Source organism: Streptomyces sp. NBC_00341 (assembly GCF_041435055.1).
Classification (GTDB): domain Bacteria; phylum Actinomycetota; class Actinomycetes; order Streptomycetales; family Streptomycetaceae; genus Streptomyces.
Window position 1 is genome coordinate 8,429,521 of sequence record NZ_CP108002.1, and the last position, 17,629, is coordinate 8,447,149.

The window sequence follows — 17,629 nt, forward strand, 5'->3', positions numbered from 1 at the left end:
CGACGGGCCGCATTCATGCCTTCATCTGCGGTGATGCCGGAAGCAGGGCATGCCGCCGAAATAATTCCCGGGAAATACGTGAATCCGTGCCGGATAAATGTGGTTCGCTGTCGCCCCGACGACCGGCGTGGGCACAGCCCCCGCGATAGTCGCGCGGAATTCTTCCCGTGCACGGCGTCGTCGGCCCGTTCCGCCCATCCCATGGATCGCGCCGTACCCGCACCTGCGCCCCGGCCAGGTGGTGCGGTGGTGATCCGTTGTCGAGAGGACCAGTCTTGACGTCCCCCACTCAGAGGCCGCGCAGCCGGCGCGTCCTCGACCACTCCCTTCTCGTCCTCGGTGCCGGTGCGCTGGCCACAGGGCTCGGCATTCTCACGCTCGCACCCGGAATCAGCGCCGCCTCCAGCCACCGCGAGGCTCCGCTGATCGCCGGTGACCCGCGGGCGGACAACACCGATGTGTACGCGTTCACCAGCCCCGACCGCTCCGACACGGTGACGCTCGCCGCCAACTGGATCCCGTTCGAGGAGCCCAACGGGGGCCCGAACTTCTACCAGTTCGCGGACGACGCCCGGTACAACATCAAGATCGACAACACCGGCGACGGCAACGCCGACGTCACGTACACCTGGCGGTTCCGCACCCTGACCCGGGACGCGGGCGGTCAGTTCCTCTACAACACCGGCCCGGTCACCTCGCCCAACGACCCGGACCTCAACATCCGGCAGGTCTACGACCTCACGGTGACCACCTCCCGAGGCACCTCGACCGTGCTGCGCGGGGCCCCCGTGGCGCCGTCGAACGTGGGCAAGGCGTCCATGCCGAACTACGCCGCCCTGCGCGCGCAGGCGGTCCGCAACGCCACGGGTGGCCGCAAGGCGTTCGCCGGGCAGGCGGAGGACCCGTTCTTCGCCGATCTGCGCGTCTTCGACCTGCTCTACGGCGGGGACCTCAGCGAACGCGGGCAGGACACCCTCGCCGGGTACAACGTCAACTCGGTCGCCCTCCAGATCCCCAAGAAGGACCTGGCGCTGCGGGGCAACGCCACCCGTAACCCCGTCGTCGGGATCTGGTCGACCACCGAGCGCCGCGGCGTCCAGGTCACGGACTCCCGGACCGCGAGCGACGGGACCGGCTGGAAGCAGGTCTCCCGCCTCGGCAACCCGCTCGTCAACGAGGTCGTCGTACCGCTCAAGTACAAGGACGCCTTCAACACCCTCAACCCCAGCCAGGACCGGACCGTCCAGCCGGTCGTGGACAAGGTGCTCGACCCGATCCTGCCGAAGCTGATCCAGAAGGTGTACGGCGTACCCGCGCCGAAGGCCCCGCGCAATGACCTCGCGGAGATCTACCTCACCGGCATCTGCAAGGCCTGCGGGCCGATCAAGGCCGATCTGAACGCGCACCGGCTGAACAAGGACGCCCCGCTCAAGAAGATCGTCCCGGCCGAGGAACTGCGGCTGAACATGGCCGTTCCGCCGACCGCGAAGCCCAACAGGCTCGGCGTCCTCGCCGGCGACCTGGCCGGCTTCCCGAACGGACGCCGGCTCACCGACGACGTCATCGACATCTCCCTCCAGGCGGTCGAAGGAGCCGCCCAGACGGGCAAGCTCGTCCCCGCGCTCGCGGACGGCGACAAGGTCGATGCCAATGAGGTGCCCTTCGGCACGCGCTTCCCGTACCTGGCGCTCCCGCACACCAAGAGCGTCAACAGCGGCCCGACCGGTCGCACCGGGCAGTCGGCGATGACGCCGTCGAGCGCCGCCGCCATCGGCACCGCGGGCGTCGCCCTGCTGGGTGTCGGAGGACTGCGCCTGCGCCGGCGCCGCGCCACGAGCTGACCCGACGCCCCTGCTCAAGGGGCGAGACCGGGTCACAACGGTGTCCGGACCGGACCGGCCGGTCCGGACACCGCCGCCGCCCCCGCCCGTCCCACACCCCCGGGAGAACCAGTGCCAGCCCCGACCGACGAAGTCCCCGAGCCCGCCGCCAGGGGCGGCAGACGACGGCTGCGCAGCACCGCGGTCACCCTCGCCCTTGGGGGCATCCTGTTCACGGTCGGGGCACTGGGCCTGGCCCCCCAGCAGACGCCCACGCCCACGGCCGCGTCCGGCCCGGACGCACCCCACGCCAAGGACCCGACCGAGGCCCTGCGGACCCGGGTACGCAGACTGCCCGCCGACCCCGACGGCTGGTCCTCCCTCGGCATGGCCTACGTACAACAGGCCCGCAGCACCGCGGACGCGGCCACCTACGAGCGGGCCCGGACCGCCCTGCGCAAGTCCCTCGCCCTCCAGCCGGCCGGCAACTTCGCGGCGGAGACCGGGATGGGAGCCCTCGAATCCGCCCGCCACAGTTTCGCCGAAGCCCTGACCTGGGCCCAACGGGCCACCAACGACAACCCCTACAGCGCACCCGCCCAAGGAGTCCTGGCCGACGCGCTCACCCAGCTCGGCCGCTACGAGGACTCCTACGCGGCGGTGCAGCGGATGACCGATCTCAGGCCCGACAGCAGCGCCCTCGCGCGCGCCTCGTACACCTGGGAACTGCGGGGCGACACGGCGCGGGCGCGCGACCTGATGAACAAGTCCCTCCAGGCGGCCGGTACTCCGGCGGACAAGGCGTTCGCCCTGACCCACCTCGCCACCCTCGCCCTGGAGACCGGAGACCCGCGCTCCGCGCTCCGGCTGGCCGGCACCGGGCTCGCCGCACTGCCCGGCGACGCCGCCCTCCTGGAGGCGCGGGCACGCGCCCACACCGCGCTCGGCGACACCCGGCAGGCCGTCACCGACTTCACCGCGGCCGTCGCCGCCGCGCCCCTGCCGCAGTACCTCCTCGGGCTCGGCGACCTCCAGCGGTCGCTCGGACACCGTGCGGAGGCCGAGGAGCAGTACGACGTACTCAGGGCGCAGGAGACGCTGAGGAAGGCGAGCGGCGGGGTACCGGACGCGGACGCGGTGCTCTTCGAGGCCGACCACGGCAGCCCGCGGACCGCGGTCGCGATGGGGCGCGCCGCACTGCGGCAACGGCCCTTCATCGCGGTCCACGACGCGTACGGGTGGGCCCTGCACCGGGCCGGACGCGATGCCGAGGCAGTCGAACAGGCAGACCTCGCACTCGCGCTGGGCACCGTGAGCGCACCGTTCCGCTACCACCGGGCGCTCATCAACCAGGCGCTCGGCCGGACCGATGCGGCCCGCACGGACCTTCGCCTGGCCCTGGAGACCGATCCCCACTTCCATCCGGTGGACGCCCTCCGGGCCCGCACCGCGCTCAGCAGAATCGAAACCGTCCGATGAACCGAAGCCGTCCGTTGAAGCGAAACCGTCCGATGACGAACCGAAGCCGTCCGTCGAACCGAAAGCCCTCCCGACTCCTCGCCTCGCTGGCCCTCACGGGAACACTCACCGTGCTCCTGTCCGGCCTCGCCACCACGGCGCAGGCACACCCGCTGGGAAACTTCACGGTCAACCACCACACCGGGCTGACCTTCCGTCAGGACACCGTCGGCGCGCTGATCGTGGTGGACCGCGCGGAGATCGCCACCGCCCAGGTACGCCCGCGCGTCGACCGGGACCACGACGGCGCCGTCGACGCCGCCGAGGCACGGTCCTTCGCCGCCGGGGACTGCGCCCTGCTCACCCGGCAGCTGCGTCTGGACATCGCGGGTACACCGGTGCGCTGGAGGAACGTCAGCAGCACGTTCACGTTCCGGCCGGGCGAAGGAGGCCTGCGGACCAGCAGGCTCAGCTGCACCCTCGACGCCCGTGCGGACCTCGGCGGGCCGGCGGACATCGACGTGCGCACGGAGTACGACGAACGGCGCATCGGCTGGCAGGAGATGACCGCACGCGGGCAGGGCGTCACGCTCACCCGGTCGACGCTGCCCACCACCTCGCCCACCGACGAACTCCGCCACTACCCCAAGGACCCGCTGGCCACCCCCCTGGACCAGCGGTCGGCCCGGCTGCGCACCGAACCGGGCGAGGGCCGCTCCGCCGCCGTGGCACGAACGGTGCTGCCGGGAGCGGGACCGGTCACGGCAGCCCTGGACAAGGTGTCCGGAGTCTTCGACGCACTCGTGGGGCGGCGCGAACTGACCGTTCCCGCAGGACTTCTGGCCCTGCTGCTCTCCCTCGTGCTCGGCGCCTCGCACGCCGCGCTGCCCGGCCACGGAAAGACCATCATGGCCGCGTACCTGGCGGGCCGCCGCGGCTCTCCCCGGGATGCCGTCACCGTCGGGGTCACCGTCACCTTCACCCATACCGCGGGGGTGCTGGCGCTCGGCCTCGCGCTGCCGCTCGCGACATCGTTGGCGGGGGAGACCGTGCTGGCCGTACTCGGCCTCGTCAGCGGGCTGATGGTCACCGGGATCGGTCTCTGGCTCCTGCGCGCCGCACTGACGAAACGCCCGTCCCACGGCCATCACCACGGCCATCACCACGGCCACCACCACGGCCACAGCCACGATGCTGAACCGGCGTCCGGTCCGCCGGACCAGGAGCACCAGCACGACCACGACCACGACCACGACCACGACCATCATCACGAACCGGCCCCGGGGACAGACCTCCCGGCCGGGCCGCCCGCTCCGGCACGGTTCGTGCCGAGGCGGCGCCGGCCGCAACCGCTCACGGCCGAGCGGGACGGTACGGTCCTCGCCCCGGCCAGGGACCGCCCGCACAGCCACGCCCCCCGCCCGGAGCCGGCCGGCGACCCGCGCGGCGCCCGGACCTCACGCACCGGGCTGATCGGGATGGGGATCGCGGGAGGCCTCGTCCCCAGCCCCTCCGCCCTGGTCGTCCTGCTCGGTGCGGTCGCCCTCGGGCGGACCGCCTTCGGTGTGCTGCTCGTTCTCGGGTACGGCCTGGGCATGGCCGTGACGCTGACCCTCGCGGGCCTGTTGCTGGTGCGGCTGCGGGACGGGTTCGAGGCGCGCGCGGACAAGTACGCCCGTCTGCGCGCCCCGTTCGCCCGGCTCGCGGGGATCGGGCCGGCCGCGTCCGCCGTGCTCGTGCTGGCCGTCGGAGCACTCCTGACGCTGAGGGCGGCGGCGGGCCCCTGGTAGTCAGCCGAGCGTGATCCGCCGGAAGCGGGCGAGGGAGAGCGCCATGAACACGGCGACGACGGCCCCGGCGCAGAGCAGTGCGTACGGCAACGCGTGCACGACGGGCCACGCCCCGCTCTCCGGCATCCCCACCGGCGGCGGGTTGCCGAACAGCCCGCGCACAGCCGTCGCCGTGGCCGAGACCGGATTCCACTCGGCGACGCTGCGCAGGGGGCCGGGCATCGTGTGCGTCGAGACGAAGGCCGACGACACGAAGGTGACGGGGAAGAGCCAGATCAGGCCCGCGCTCTGGGCGACCTCCACGCTCCGCGCCAGCAGACCGATGGCCGCCCCGACCCAGGACATGGCGAACGCGAAGAGCAGCACGAGCAGATAGGCGAGGACCGCGTCGGCCACGGACCCGGTGATGCGCCAGCCCACCAGCAGACCGCACAGCGACGTCACGGCCAGGGTCACCGCGCTCATGACCAGATCCGACAGCGTGCGGCCGAGGAGCACGGCGAGCCGGGGCATCGGCAGGGCGCGGAAGCGGTCGACGATGCCCTTGTCCATGTCGTTGGCCAGCCCCAGGGCCGTGAACGCCGCGTTGAAGGTGACCGCCTGGGCGAAGATCCCTCCCATCAGGAAGGTGCGGTAACCGGCGCCGCCGAGGCTGCCCCCGAACACGTATGCCAGAAGCAGTACGAACATCACCGGCTGCACCAGGGCGGCGATCACCGAACCCGGTGTGCGGCGCAGGTTGAGCAGATTGCGCCAGGCGACGATGGTGGCGTCGCGGCCCAGCCGGCCGATCCCGGTCATCGCGCCGCCTCCCCGCCGCCGACCGCACCGACCGGCGGCGCGTTCTGCCCGCGCGCCGGATCGGGCTGCCCGGTCAGGGCCATGAACACGTCGTCCAGGGTCGGCGGGGCGAGCACCACGTCCCGGACCCGGATCTCGGCCAGCCGCAGCCGTCCGAGCGCGTCCTCCAGGGTGAGGGCGCCGTGCTCGGTGGTGACGGTGAGCCGCCCCGTCCGCTGGTCGAGCACCGGGAGGTGCGGGCCCAGGCCCGCCAGGATCTCCGCGGCCATCGGCCCGAGGTGCGGCTCGTGCACGGTCAGCGACAGCCGCTCGCCGCCGACCCGGCCCTTCAGCTCCGTGGCGGTGCCCCGTGCGACGACCCGGCCGTGCTCGATGACGACGATGGTGTCCGCCAGCTGATCGGCTTCCTCCAGGTACTGCGTGGTGAGCAGGACCGTGGTGCCGCCCGCGACGAGTTCCTGGATCGAACGCCAGGTGTCGGCGCGGCCCCGTGGGTCAAGTCCGGTGGTCGGCTCGTCCAGGACGACGACGACCGGACGGGCGACGAGAGCGCCCGCCAGATCGAGGCGGCGGCGCATGCCACCGGAGTAGGCGCCGCTCGGCCGGTCTGCGGCCTCTTCGAGGTGGAAGCTCTCCAGCAGCTGCCCTGCTCTGCGCCGGGCGGCATGCCGGCCCATTCCGTAGAGACGGGCGACGAGATACAGATTCTCACGCCCCGTCAGCTTCTCGTCGACCGCCGCGTACTGGCCCGAGAGGCCCAGGTTCTTCCGGACGCTCTCGGGGTCCTTGCGGACGTCGTGCCCCGCCACCCAGGCCTCTCCGCCGTCCGGCCGGAGCAGGGTGGAGAGGATCCGTACCGCCGTGGTCTTGCCCGCCCCGTTGGGCCCGAGCACACCCAGAACGGTGCCGGGCGCCGCTTCCAGGTCCACCCCGGCCAGAGCGTGTCTGTCGCCGTACCGCTTGGTGAGCCCCTCGGCACGTATCGCCGGCTGGTTCTGCCGCTCGGTCATTGTTGCCTCTCGTCGTGCGGTCGCGGTGATCGGGCGGGTCAGGCCATGGCGGCGCGGGCACTCCTGGGGGTCAGATCCGTCCAGTGCACCTCGACGTAGTCCAGGCACGCGGCGTGGTCGGCGGGTCCGTACACGGCCCGCCACCCTGCGGGAATCTCGGCGAAGGAGGGCCACAGAGCGTGCTGGTCCTCGTCGTTGACCAGGACACGGTGCTGGGTCTGCGGGTCGTCGAAGGGGTTGGTCATCGGGTCTCTCCCTGTGTGGTGTCGTGGCCGGCGCCGAGCGCGGCGGCCAGCGTGGTCCCGATCCGCGCGCGGGCGTCGGGCTGCATCATCTGGGCGTGCGCGCACGCCACGTCGTGGTTCTCGACCGGGCCGCTGATGTACGGAGCCCAGAGGCCGAGTCCGAAGGTGTCGGCGGGACGGCCCTCGGTGGCGGTGAAGAAGAGGGCCGGGCCCTCGAAGCGCCGGGGGGTGTACTTCCGCATCAGCCGGGCCTGGCCGGCGAAGTTGTCCACCATCGCGTCGATGACGGCGGGCTCCAGCGAACCGAGCGGGCTCCCGTTGCGACGGAACGCGTCGCGGACGGCGCTCGCCTCGACCGCGCCCTCCCGGCCCGGGCCCTCCTCGCCCACCCCCATGTTGGACAGCAGCGCCCGGAACACCGTGTCCCGGTCAGCGTTGTCGAGGTCGTCCAGCGGGGCGAGCGGGAAGGCGTCCAGAATGGCGAGCAGCGCCACCGGCTCCCCGGCCTCCTGGAGCTGGACCGCGACCTCCTGCACCACGTTGCCGCCGAAGGACCAGCCCATCAGGTGGTAGGGCCCGGCCGGCTGGACGGCGCGGAGCTCGCGCACGTAGACGGCGGCCATCTCCTCGATGCTCTCCGGGAACGGTTCGCCGCCGTCCAGATTCGGCGTCTGCAGCCCGTACACGGGCTGGCCGGGATCCAGATGGGGCAGCAGACCGGCGTAGGACCAGGCGAGTCCGCCCGCCGGGTGGACGCAGAACAGCGGGGGCCGGCTGCCCGTGGTCCGCAGCGGCAGGAGCGTCGCCAGCGGACTGTCCTGTGCGCCGTCGAGGAGCCGTTCCGCGAGCCGGGCCACCGTCGGTGCCTCGAACAGACTGCGGATGCTGAGTTCGACGCCCAGAGCGGTCCGGATGCGTCCGGTCAGCCGGGTCGCGAGCAGCGAGTGACCGCCCAGCGCGAAGAAGTCGTCGTCGATCAGGACGCGTTCGACGCCGAGCACCTCGGCGAACAGCGTGCACAGCACGTCCTCGCGAGGGTTGCGCGGGCTGCGTCCCGCGGTGTCCGTCACGCCGAGGGGCACCGGGCGGGTCAGGGCGTTCCGGTCCAGCTTCCCGCTCGGGGTGAGCGGCAGGCGGTCCAGGGACTGCCAGCCGGACGGGACCATGTAGCCGGGCAGGTGCCGGGCCGCGTACTCCCTGAGCGCCGCGAGGCGTTCGGGCTCCGCCGGGGCCCGCTCACCCTCCGGCGGGACGGACAGCACCACGTGGGCGTCGAGCCGGGCCCCCGCCGCGCCGTCCTCGTGGGCGACCACGGCGGCGGCCACGACATCGGGATGCGCCGTCAGTACCGTCGCCGCCTCGTCGGGTTCGACCCGGAAGCCGCGGACCTTGATCTGTCCGTCACTGCGGCCGGTGAAGAGCAGTGAGCCGTCCGGTGCGCGCACCGCGCGGTCGCCCGTGCGGTACATCCGGCTGGACGCGGGGCCGTAGGGGTCGGGGACGAAGCTGCGGGCGGTCTCGGCCGGCCTGTCGTGGTAGCCGTGCGCCAGGCTCTGTCCCGAGAGGTACAGGTCCCCGGTCACCCCCAGCGGTACCGGGCGCAGCCTCTCGTCGAGCAGCGCGACCCGGGTGCCGGACACGGGCCCGCCGAGCACCGGGCGGACCGTGTCGGAGATCCGGGCGACCAGGGTGTCTACGGTGGCCTCCGTGGGGCCGTAGAAGTTCCAGCTCTGCACCTCCGGAATGCCGTGCAGCGTCGTCCAGAGCGCGGCCGGGACCGCCTCGCCGCCGAGGATCAGGGCTGTTGGGCGATGGCCCGTTCCGGGGGCGAGCAGTCCCGCCTCCAGAAGATGGCCGACGTGGGTCGGGGTCGACTCCAGCACGTCGAGCCCCCGGGAGCGCACGACGTCCACCAGGGCCTCGGAGTCGCGCCGGATGCCGTCGTCCAGCAGGTGGAGTTCGTGGCCGTCGATCATCCACAGCACGGGGTCGAGGGACGCGTCGAAGGACAGCGCCGCGGTCAGCGCGACCCGTAGGCGTCGTCCGCCGCGGGCCCGGACGGCGGGTGCGAAGACCTGGTGGCGGTGGTGGTCCAGCAGCCGCGCGAGCGAGCCGTGTCCCACTCGTACTCCCTTGGGGCGGCCGGTGGAACCCGAGGTGTGGATCAGGTACGCGGCGTCGCCCGGGGCCGGACGGACCGTGGGCGGGGGAGTGGCGGTGGCCGGTTCCGGTTCCGCGGCGCCGCCGAGCACCAGGGGGCGCCACGGGCCGGTCGGCCGGTGCCCGGTCGCGTCGGCGACGACGACCAGCGCGGGCCGGGCGTCGTCCAGCACCGCTTCGATCCGGCCGTCCGGGAGGCTCGCGTCGAGCGGTGCGTAGAGCGCGCCCGCCTTCAGCACACCGAGCAGCGCCGCGACGGAGTCGAGGGACCGGGGCAGCAGCACCGCGACGCACGCACCGGGCCGGACGCCCTCGGCGCGCAGCAGGGCAGCGATGCGGTCGGAGCGGGCGTCGAGCCGTGCGAAGGTCGCCTCGCCGTCCGGGGCGACGACCGCGACGGCCTCGCCGTGTGCGGCGACGGTTTCGGCGAACCGGCACAGGACGGTCCCGGCCTCGGTCGCGCCGTTGCCGCCGTCGCCGAGGGCGAGCAGCCGGGACCACTCCGGCGCGGCCAGCACGGGCAGTTCGGCCAGTCGGGTGTGCGGCGCGTCGACGGCGTGCGCCGTCAGCGTGAGGAACCACTCGGTGATCCTGCGAGCGGTGGCGGTGTCGAAGAGGTCCCTGCCGAACTCCAGCGTGCCGTCCAGGTACGTGCCGTCGTCGGCGTCGCCGTCCTGTCGCTCGGTGAAGCTGAACGACAGGTCGAACTTGGCCGCCGCCGTGTCGACCTCGTGGACCCGGGTGCGCAGTCCGGGCAGCTCCGCGTGGGGCGGCAGGGTGTTGTTGAGGGTGAGCATCACCTGGAAGAGCGGATGGCGGCTGAGCGAGCGCGCCGGCCGCACCTCCTCCACCAGCCGCTCGAACGGAAGGTCCTGGTGGGCGTAGGCGGCGAGATCGGTCTCCCGCACCCGGGCCAGCAGCTCCTCGAAGTCCGGGCCGCCGCTCAGGTCGGCGCGCAGGGCCAGGGTGTTCACGAAGAACCCCACCAGCGGCTCCAGTGCCTCGTCGGTCCGGCCCGCCACGGGGGTACCGATGGTGATGTCGTCACCCGAGCCGGTCCGGTGCAGTACGGCGGCCAGCGCGGCGTGCAGCACCATGAAGGTGCTGGAGGCCGACTTCCTGGCCAGCCGCACGATGCCCGCGGTCGTCGCCGCGGGAACACGGAAGGCGACCGAACCGCCCCGGCCGCTCGGCGCGACCGGCCTGGGGCGGTCGGCGGGCAGCGGTGTCTCCTCCGGCGCGCCCGCCATCTCCGCCTTCCAGTAGGCCAGTTGGCTGGACATCAGCGAGTCGGGGGTATCGGTCTCCCCCAGCAGGTCGCGTTGCCACAGGGCATAGTCCGGGTACTGCACCGACAGCGGTGCCCTGCCTGGCGGCCGCCCGGCGGTCCGGGCCGTGTAGGCCTCGGCCAGGTCCCGCGCCAGTGGGCCCATCGACCATCCGTCGGCCGCGATGTGATGCACGACCAGGAGAAGCGTGTGGCGCTCCTCCGACGTGCGGAACAGCTCCGCGCGCAACGGGATCTCACGGGCCAGGTCGAACGGACGCCCCGCCGCCTCGCGCAGTGCCGTCCGGACATCGGCTTCCGGCACCGCTCGGACGGGCATGGCGGGCCGTGCGCCGTCGGGGGGAAGGACGGCCTGGAACGGCTCGCCGTCGCCCACGCCGATGAGGGTCCGCAGGCTCTCGTGCCGGGCCACCAGGTCCGTCACGGCCAGGCGCAGCGCCGAACGGTCCAGTACGCCGCCCAGCTCCACGGCGAAGGCGATGTGGTACGAGGCACCCTCCGGATCCAACTGGTTGAGGAACCACAGCCGTTGCTGGGCCGGAGACAGTGCGGGACGGGCGGGACGCACCGCCGGGCGCAGCGCGGGCCTTGCCCCGAACGCCCCGTCCAGGCGTTCGGCGAGGGCCGCCGGGGTGGTGGACTCGAAGAGCGCGCGCAGCGGGAGTTCCACCCCGAAGGCGGTCCGGACGCGGCCCACGAGGCGGGTGGCCAGCAGCGAGTGCCCGCCCAGTTCGAAGAAGTCCTCGTCCCTGCCGACGTGCTCGTGGCCGAGGCACTCGGCGAACAGCGCGCACAGGATCTCCTCCCGCGGCGAGCGCGGCGGCTCTGCCGTCGCCGCGTCCGCGTCCCGGCGGGACGGCGCGTCCCCGCCCGGCGGGAGCGCCCGGAAGTCGACCTTGCCGTGCGGTGTCAGGGGCATCGAGCCGAGGTGCGTCACAGTGGCCGGCACCATGTACGCGGGCAGCCGTTCCGCCACGAAGGAACGCAGCTCGCGCGCCGAGGGACGGCTGCCGTCCCTCGGGACGACCCAGCAGGCGAGCCGCCCGCCGCCGTCCGCCCCCGCGACCACGGCGACCGCGCACCGGTCCACGTCCGGATGGCCGCCGAGCACGCTCTCGACCTCGCCGGTCTCCACCCGGAAACCCCGGACCTTGACCTGGCCGTCGGCCCGCCCCACGAAGACCAGCAGCCCGTCCTGCCGCCGCACGAGGTCACCGGTGCGGTACATCCGGGCACCGGGAGCCCCGTACGGGTCGGGGACGAACCGGGACGCGGTGGCGGCCGGGAGGTTCTCGTAGCCGCGGGCCAGCCCTGCCCCCGACACGTAGAGCTCGCCGGTCGTGCCCGGGGCGGCCGGCCGCAGCCGTGCGTCCAGCACCCGGGCCCGGGTACCCGCGACCGAACGGCCCAGGTGCGGGCGGACGCCGGGGGAGACCCGCCCCATCACGCTGTCGACGGTGGTCTCGGTGGGTCCGTAGAGGTTCCACACGGTGACGTCGCGGAGCGCGGCGAGCTTCTCCCAGAGCTGTTCGCCCAGGGCCTCGCCGCCGAGCGCCACCACCTTCGGGCGGCGTCTGCCGGGGTCGAACAGGCCGTTCGCCGCGAGTTGTCCGAGGAAGGACGGGGTCGTCTCGATGACGTCGATCGCGCGGTCGTGGACCAGAGCGGCCAGGGCCTCGGGATCCCGTCGGGTGGTGTCGTCCACCAGGTGGAGTTCATGGCCGGCGATCATCCAGAGCAGTGGGTCCCAGGAGGCGTCGAAGGTCATGGCCGCCGTCAGCGCGACCCGTAGCGGACGGCCGTCGTTGAAGGCCTCCGCCGGTTCCATGAGCCGCTCGCGGTGGCTCGCGTACAGGTTGGCCAGGGCGCCGTGCTCCACCGTGACGCCCTTGGGCAGCCCGGTGGAGCCCGAGGTGTGCAGCACGTACGCGGCGTCCCCCGCGCGTGGCGGAGGCGGCAGCGGACCCCCGGCGGTGTCCCCGGGGTCCGGGCCGTCCAGCAGCAGCCGGGGCGTCGTCGCCGGAAGGGCGCTGTCCGTACCGGTCGTGGTGAGCAGGAGCCGGGGCGCGGCCGTGTCGAGGATGAGCCCGTTGCGGGCCGCCGGCTGGTCGGGGTCCAGCGGTACGTGGACGGCCCCGGCCCGCAGTACGGCCAGCAGCGCCACGATGTGCCCGGTGGTACGGGGCATGGCGACGGCCACCCGGTCGCCGTGGCCGGCCCCCGCCCGGCGGATGCGCCGCGCGAGATGCTCGGTGCGGGCCAGCAGTTCACCGAAGGTGAGCCGCCCGTCGGACGCGACCACGGCGGTGCGGCCGGGCTGCAGGGCGCCGCGCGCGGCGAGGACGTCCAGCACCGTCCGGTCCGGGATGCCGCTGTCCGAGGATCCCGGCAACGGGCGGGTGCCGACTAGCCGCGACGGTTCGTCGAGGGCCTGGGCGCGCTCGGCCGGGGTGAGGAAGCAGATGTCGTCGGCGGGCCCGTCCGGACCGGCCAGCAAGGCGGTGAGCAGCCGGGAGAAGTGCTCGGCGAACCGTTTCGCCGTGGACGGGTCGAAGAGGTCGTGGCTGAACTCCAGCTCCCCCTCGATCCCGGCGGGCGCCCCCGCGCCGTCGAAGCGCTCGGCCAGGTCCCAGGTGAGATCGAACTTGGCCCCCGTGCCGCGCACCGAGGACTCGTGGCTGACCGCGAGGCCCGGCAGCACCGGGCGGGGAACGGGGGTGTTGTTGAGGCTGAACATGACCTGGAAGAGCGGATGCCGGGAGGTGGAGCGCTCCGGGGCCAGCGCCTCCACGACACGCTCGAAGGGCAGATCCTGATGCGCGTAGGCCGCGAGGTCGGTGCGCTTCACCCGCGCCACGAGCTCCCGGAAGCTCGGCGCTCCGGAGGTGTCGGCCCGGAGCACCAGGGTGTTGACGAAGAACCCGATCAGTTCGGAGAGGTTCTCGTCGGTGCGGCCCGCCACCGGGGTCCCGATCGCGATGTCGTCGCCCGCACCCAGCCTGCTCATCAGGGCCGCGAGCGCGGCGTGCAGCACCATGAACCCGCTGGCCCCGCTGTCGGCGGCCAGATCCAGGAGCGCCCGGTGCGCGGCCGGGCCGACGACGACGGGGACGCGCCCGCCACGGCCGGATGACCTGGCCGGACGTGCCCGGTCCGCGGGGAATCCGGACTGCTCGGCCAGGCCCTCCAACGCCGCGGTCCAGTGGGCGAGCTGGCGTCCCGCCACGCTGTCCGGCTGCCCGGGGTCCCCGAGCAGGGACCGCTGCCACAGCGCGTAGTCGGCGTACTGCACCGGCAGCGGCTCCCACCGGGGCGCACCCCCGAAGGCGCGGGCGCTGTACGCAGCGGAGAGGTCCCGCAGCAGCGGGCCGACCGACCAGCCGTCCGCGGCGATGTGGTGGAGCACCAGCAGCAGCACGTGCTCATCGGGCCCGGCCGGGAACAGCTCCGCGCGCAGCGGCAGTTCGCGGTCCAGCGCGAACGGGGCGGGGTCCGGCCGTACGTCCTGCGCGTCGCAGGCCTCCCGCACCAGCAGGAGAGAACCGGCCTCGCCCGGTTCACGTACGCGCTGCCGGACCCCCTCGGAGTCCTCCGAGAAGACCGTGCGAAGGCTCTCGTGCCGCGCGACGACGTCATCGAGCGCCGCGCGGAGGGCGTCCCGGTCCAACGCGCCGGACAGCCGCAGCGCCAGCGGCATGTGATAGGCCGCACCGGCGCCGCCCATCGCCTCCGTCACCCACAGCCGCTGCTGCCCGAACGAGGCGGGCAGCCGCCGCGGGCGGGGAAGCACCGGGCCCACCGCGGGGCGTGCGGGCGGCGCGGTGTCCAGCAGCGCGACGAGCCCGGCCGGTGTGGGCGCCTCGAACAGGGCCCGGATCGGCAGCTCGACGCCGAACTCGGCCCGGATCAGGCCCACCAGACGGGTGGCCAGCAGCGAGTGTCCGCCGAGCAGGAAGAAGCCGTCGTCCCGGCCCACCTCGGCCAGGCCGAGGCACTCGGCGAACGCGGCGCACATCCGCTCCTCCTCGGCCGTGCGCGGCGCGCCGCCCCGGACGGCCACCGGGTGGGCCCGGGGCAGCCGGCCGGCGTCCAGCTTGCCGTTCGGGGTGAGCGGCAGCCGTTCCACCGTCGCGTAGGCGGACGGCACCATGTGGCCCGGAAGGACCCGGGCCAGGGCGTCCCGTACGGCTTCGAGACCGAGGGCGGCACTCGCGTCGGCGGGCACCAGATAGGCGGCGAGGCGCTCCTCGCCTCCCGGCACCGCGACCGGCGTCACCGCTGCCTCGCTCACCCCGGGCAGCTGCCGCAGGGCCGCCTCGATCTCGCCGGTCTCCACGCGGTGACCGCGGATCTTGATCTGGCCGTCACTGCGGCCGAGGAACTCCAGCATTCCGTCGTCGCCCCACCGCGCGAGGTCCCCGGTGCGGTACATCCGGGCGCCGGACGGCCCGAACGGGTCCGGCATGAAGCGTTCCGCGGTGAGTCCGGGCCGGCCGGAGTAGCCGCGGGCCACGCCCTCGCCGGAGAGGTACAGCTCACCGCTGCCGCCGCGCGGTACCGGGTGGAGCGAGGGGTCGAGCACATAGGCACGGGCGCCGGTGACCGGCCGTCCGATGACCGGGTTCCGGCCGGCTATCCGGGTCGTGACCGCGTCGACCGTGGCCTCTGTCGGCCCGTAGAAGTTGAAGACGAGGAGGTCGTCCCGCTCGGAGAGCTCCCTCCACAGGGCCTCGTCGACGGGTTCGCCGCCGAGAGCGATGACGCGGGGCCGGTGGGCGGGGGCGGTGAGCAGGCCGGCGGTGAGCATCTGCCGCAGATAGGTGGGCGTCGTCTCGATGGCGTCGATCCGTTCCCGCACGAGGTGGTTCACCAGCGCCTGGGGGTCGCGCCGGACGTCGTCGTCGATGATGTGCAGCTCGTGTCCCGCCGCCATCCACAGGACGGGGTCCCAGGACGCGTCGAAGGAGGTGGCCGCCGTCAGGGCGACCCGCAGACCTCGGCCGTAGGTCGCTTCCGCCAGGGAGTGGGACTCCTGCCGGTGGTGTTCGAGGAGATTGCTGAGCGAGCGGTGTTCGACGACGACGCCCTTGGGCCTTCCGGTGGAGCCCGAGGTGTAGATGACGTACGCGGCGTCCCTCGGCCCGGGGCCGACCGGGGTGCTCACATCGGGTTCCTGCCGGACGAGTTCCGGATCCACCAGCGGCAGCGCCCGTGCGGGATCGATGAGGTGCGCGGACCCGGAGCTCGCGACCAGCGCGGCCGGGGCCGAGTCCTCGATCATGAAGGCGAGCCGCTCCGCCGGATAAGAGGGGTCGAGCGGCAGGTACGCGGCTCCCGCGCGCATCACCGCCAGCATCGCCACGACGAGTTCGGTGGAACGGGGCAGGCCGACGGCGATCTTCGCGCCCGGCCGGGCCCCGGCGGCGGCCAGCACCGCGGCGAGGGCATCGACCCGGCCGTTCAGCTCCGCGAACGTCAGCCGGGTGTTCCCGGAGACGACCGCGGTCGCGTGCGGGGTGGCCAGGGCCTGCCGGTCGAGTTGCTCGGGCAGGGTGACCGGCACGCCGCCGGTGCTGTCGGGGGAGGCGCGGTGCGGTGCGGCGAGGCCCGGGACCAGCCGGCGTTCGGCCTCGCTGAGGAAGTTCAGCGACCCGATCGTGCGGGAGGGGTCGTCGGTGAACTGCTCGATCAGCCGGCACAGCCGGCGGTGGTGCCCGGCCAGCTCCTCGGGTGTGTAGCGGGCGGAGTTGCCGTGCAGGTCGATGTGGAGCCCGCCGTCCGCGTACGAGGCGTGCACGGCGACGGCGAGATCGTCCACCGGGCCGATGGACAGGTTGTGCAGGGTGGCCCGGTGCGGACCGAAGCTGAGACCGTCGTCGAACGCCAGGATGTTGACCGTGGGGCCGCTCAACGGCACATCCGTACCGGCGAGTCCGAGGTCCTGCCGGAGCTCCTCCGTCGCGTACCGCTGATGCCGCAGTACCTTGCGGGCCTCCGCAGAGGCCCGCTTCGCCACGTCGGACACCCGGTCCGACGGGGCGAGCGCCAGGCGCATCGGCAGGATGGAGCTGAGCATGCCCGGTGTGGCACGGGCCAGGGGGGTGCGCCGGGCGGTGACCGGCAGGCCCAGGACGGCCTCGCCGACTCCGCGGCTCCGGTGCGTGTAGACGGCCAGCGCGGTCATGAAGAACGTCGGCCAGCCCACCCCCGACTCCCTGGCCGCTGCCCGCAGCCGGTCCGCCCGGTCGGGCGACACCTCCGCGCGCATCCGCAGCGACCCGGAGCCGGACGCCGGCCCGTTGGCGTCCGGCCTGGCGGGAACGGGGGAGTCCGTCAGGTAGCGCGTCCAGAACTCGCGGTCAGCGGAGTGCTGCCCGGACGCCAGGTAGGCGTCTTCCTCGTCGATGAGCGGCGCGAGCGCGCCGCCGGCCGGCCGCGGCGGATCCCCCTCGGACGGCATGAGCGCGGCGGTGTACGCCTCGGCGATCCGGGCGAGGGCCAGGGCGGCGCCGTAGCCGTCGAGCGCGAGGTGGTGCACCTGCTGGTGGAAGAGATGCCGCGTGTCCGTGAGGCGGTAGAGGGTCAGACGCACCAGCGGGCCGGTGGCGATGTCCGCGGGCTGCCGCAGCGCCGTCTCCATCCGCCGCAACGCCTCACCGTGGGGGTCCTGGTAGCCGGAGAGGTCGACCAGCGGGACATCGAGCGGAGGCCGGTCCGTGGCGCCGTTGCGGTGGACCCGCTGGAAGGGAGCGCCGTCACGCTCCACGAAGGTCACCCGTAGCGCTTCGGTGCCGTCCGCCACACGGCCGACCGCGGTCCGCAGGACGGCTGGGTCCAGCGGCCCCCGGACATCGGCGTACTCGGCCACGTTGTACGCCGCGCTGTCCGCGCCGATGCGCTGCGCGAACCAGATGCCACGCTGGGCCGAGGTCAGCGGAAGGTCATCATGCGAAGTCGTGTTCTGCGGTGCGTGGGTCACGCGTTCTCACCTCTGTGGAAGGCCTGCGGTGCGGGGACGGCTCGCGGCGGAGCGCCGGGGCAGGGCGGAATGAAGGCG

At 73.5% G+C, this 17,629-nt stretch carries 7 protein-coding genes; 3 read left to right on the top strand and 4 right to left on the bottom strand.

The window, feature by feature from the left end; translation table 11 throughout:
* Positions 1-275: 275 nt before the first annotated feature.
* The 3 genes from OG892_RS37580 (at position 276) to OG892_RS37590 (ending at position 5,068) form a co-directional block, all read left to right on the top strand.
* Positions 276-1,841, top strand: a complete 1,566-nt coding sequence (locus OG892_RS37580; protein WP_371631411.1) for a DUF4331 domain-containing protein — start codon at positions 276-278, stop codon at positions 1,839-1,841.
* A 111-nt stretch (positions 1,842-1,952) separates the two neighbouring features.
* Positions 1,953-3,299, top strand: a complete 1,347-nt coding sequence (locus OG892_RS37585) for a tetratricopeptide repeat protein (RefSeq protein ID WP_371631412.1) — start codon at positions 1,953-1,955, stop codon at positions 3,297-3,299.
* A 32-nt stretch (positions 3,300-3,331) separates the two neighbouring features.
* Entirely contained in the window at positions 3,332-5,068 is a 1,737-nt protein-coding gene (locus OG892_RS37590; protein WP_371631413.1) for a nickel transporter, read from the top strand.
* Here the strand turns inward: OG892_RS37590 and OG892_RS37595 are convergent, their stop codons facing one another.
* The 4 genes from OG892_RS37595 to OG892_RS37610 are packed head-to-tail and all read right to left on the bottom strand — an operon-like array spanning position 5,069 to position 17,551.
* Positions 5,069-5,869, bottom strand: a complete 801-nt coding sequence (locus OG892_RS37595; RefSeq protein WP_328694783.1) for an ABC transporter permease — start codon at positions 5,867-5,869, stop codon at positions 5,069-5,071. It abuts the gene before it with no gap.
* Positions 5,866-6,879, bottom strand: a complete 1,014-nt coding sequence (locus OG892_RS37600; protein ID WP_371631414.1) for an ATP-binding cassette domain-containing protein — start codon at positions 6,877-6,879, stop codon at positions 5,866-5,868. Before OG892_RS37600 ends, OG892_RS37595 begins: the two co-directional genes overlap by 4 nt.
* Before the next feature lie 38 nt (positions 6,880-6,917).
* Positions 6,918-7,124: an MbtH family protein gene (locus tag OG892_RS37605; protein WP_073733981.1), complete on the bottom strand. Its 207-nt coding sequence runs from the start codon at positions 7,122-7,124 to the stop codon at positions 6,918-6,920.
* Positions 7,121-17,551 carry an amino acid adenylation domain-containing protein gene (locus OG892_RS37610; RefSeq protein ID WP_371631415.1) on the bottom strand — a complete coding sequence of 3,477 codons (10,431 nt, stop codon included), beginning with the start codon at positions 17,549-17,551 and terminating at the stop codon, positions 7,121-7,123. Before OG892_RS37610 ends, OG892_RS37605 begins: the two co-directional genes overlap by 4 nt.
* Between the last annotated feature and the right edge of the window lie 78 nt (positions 17,552-17,629).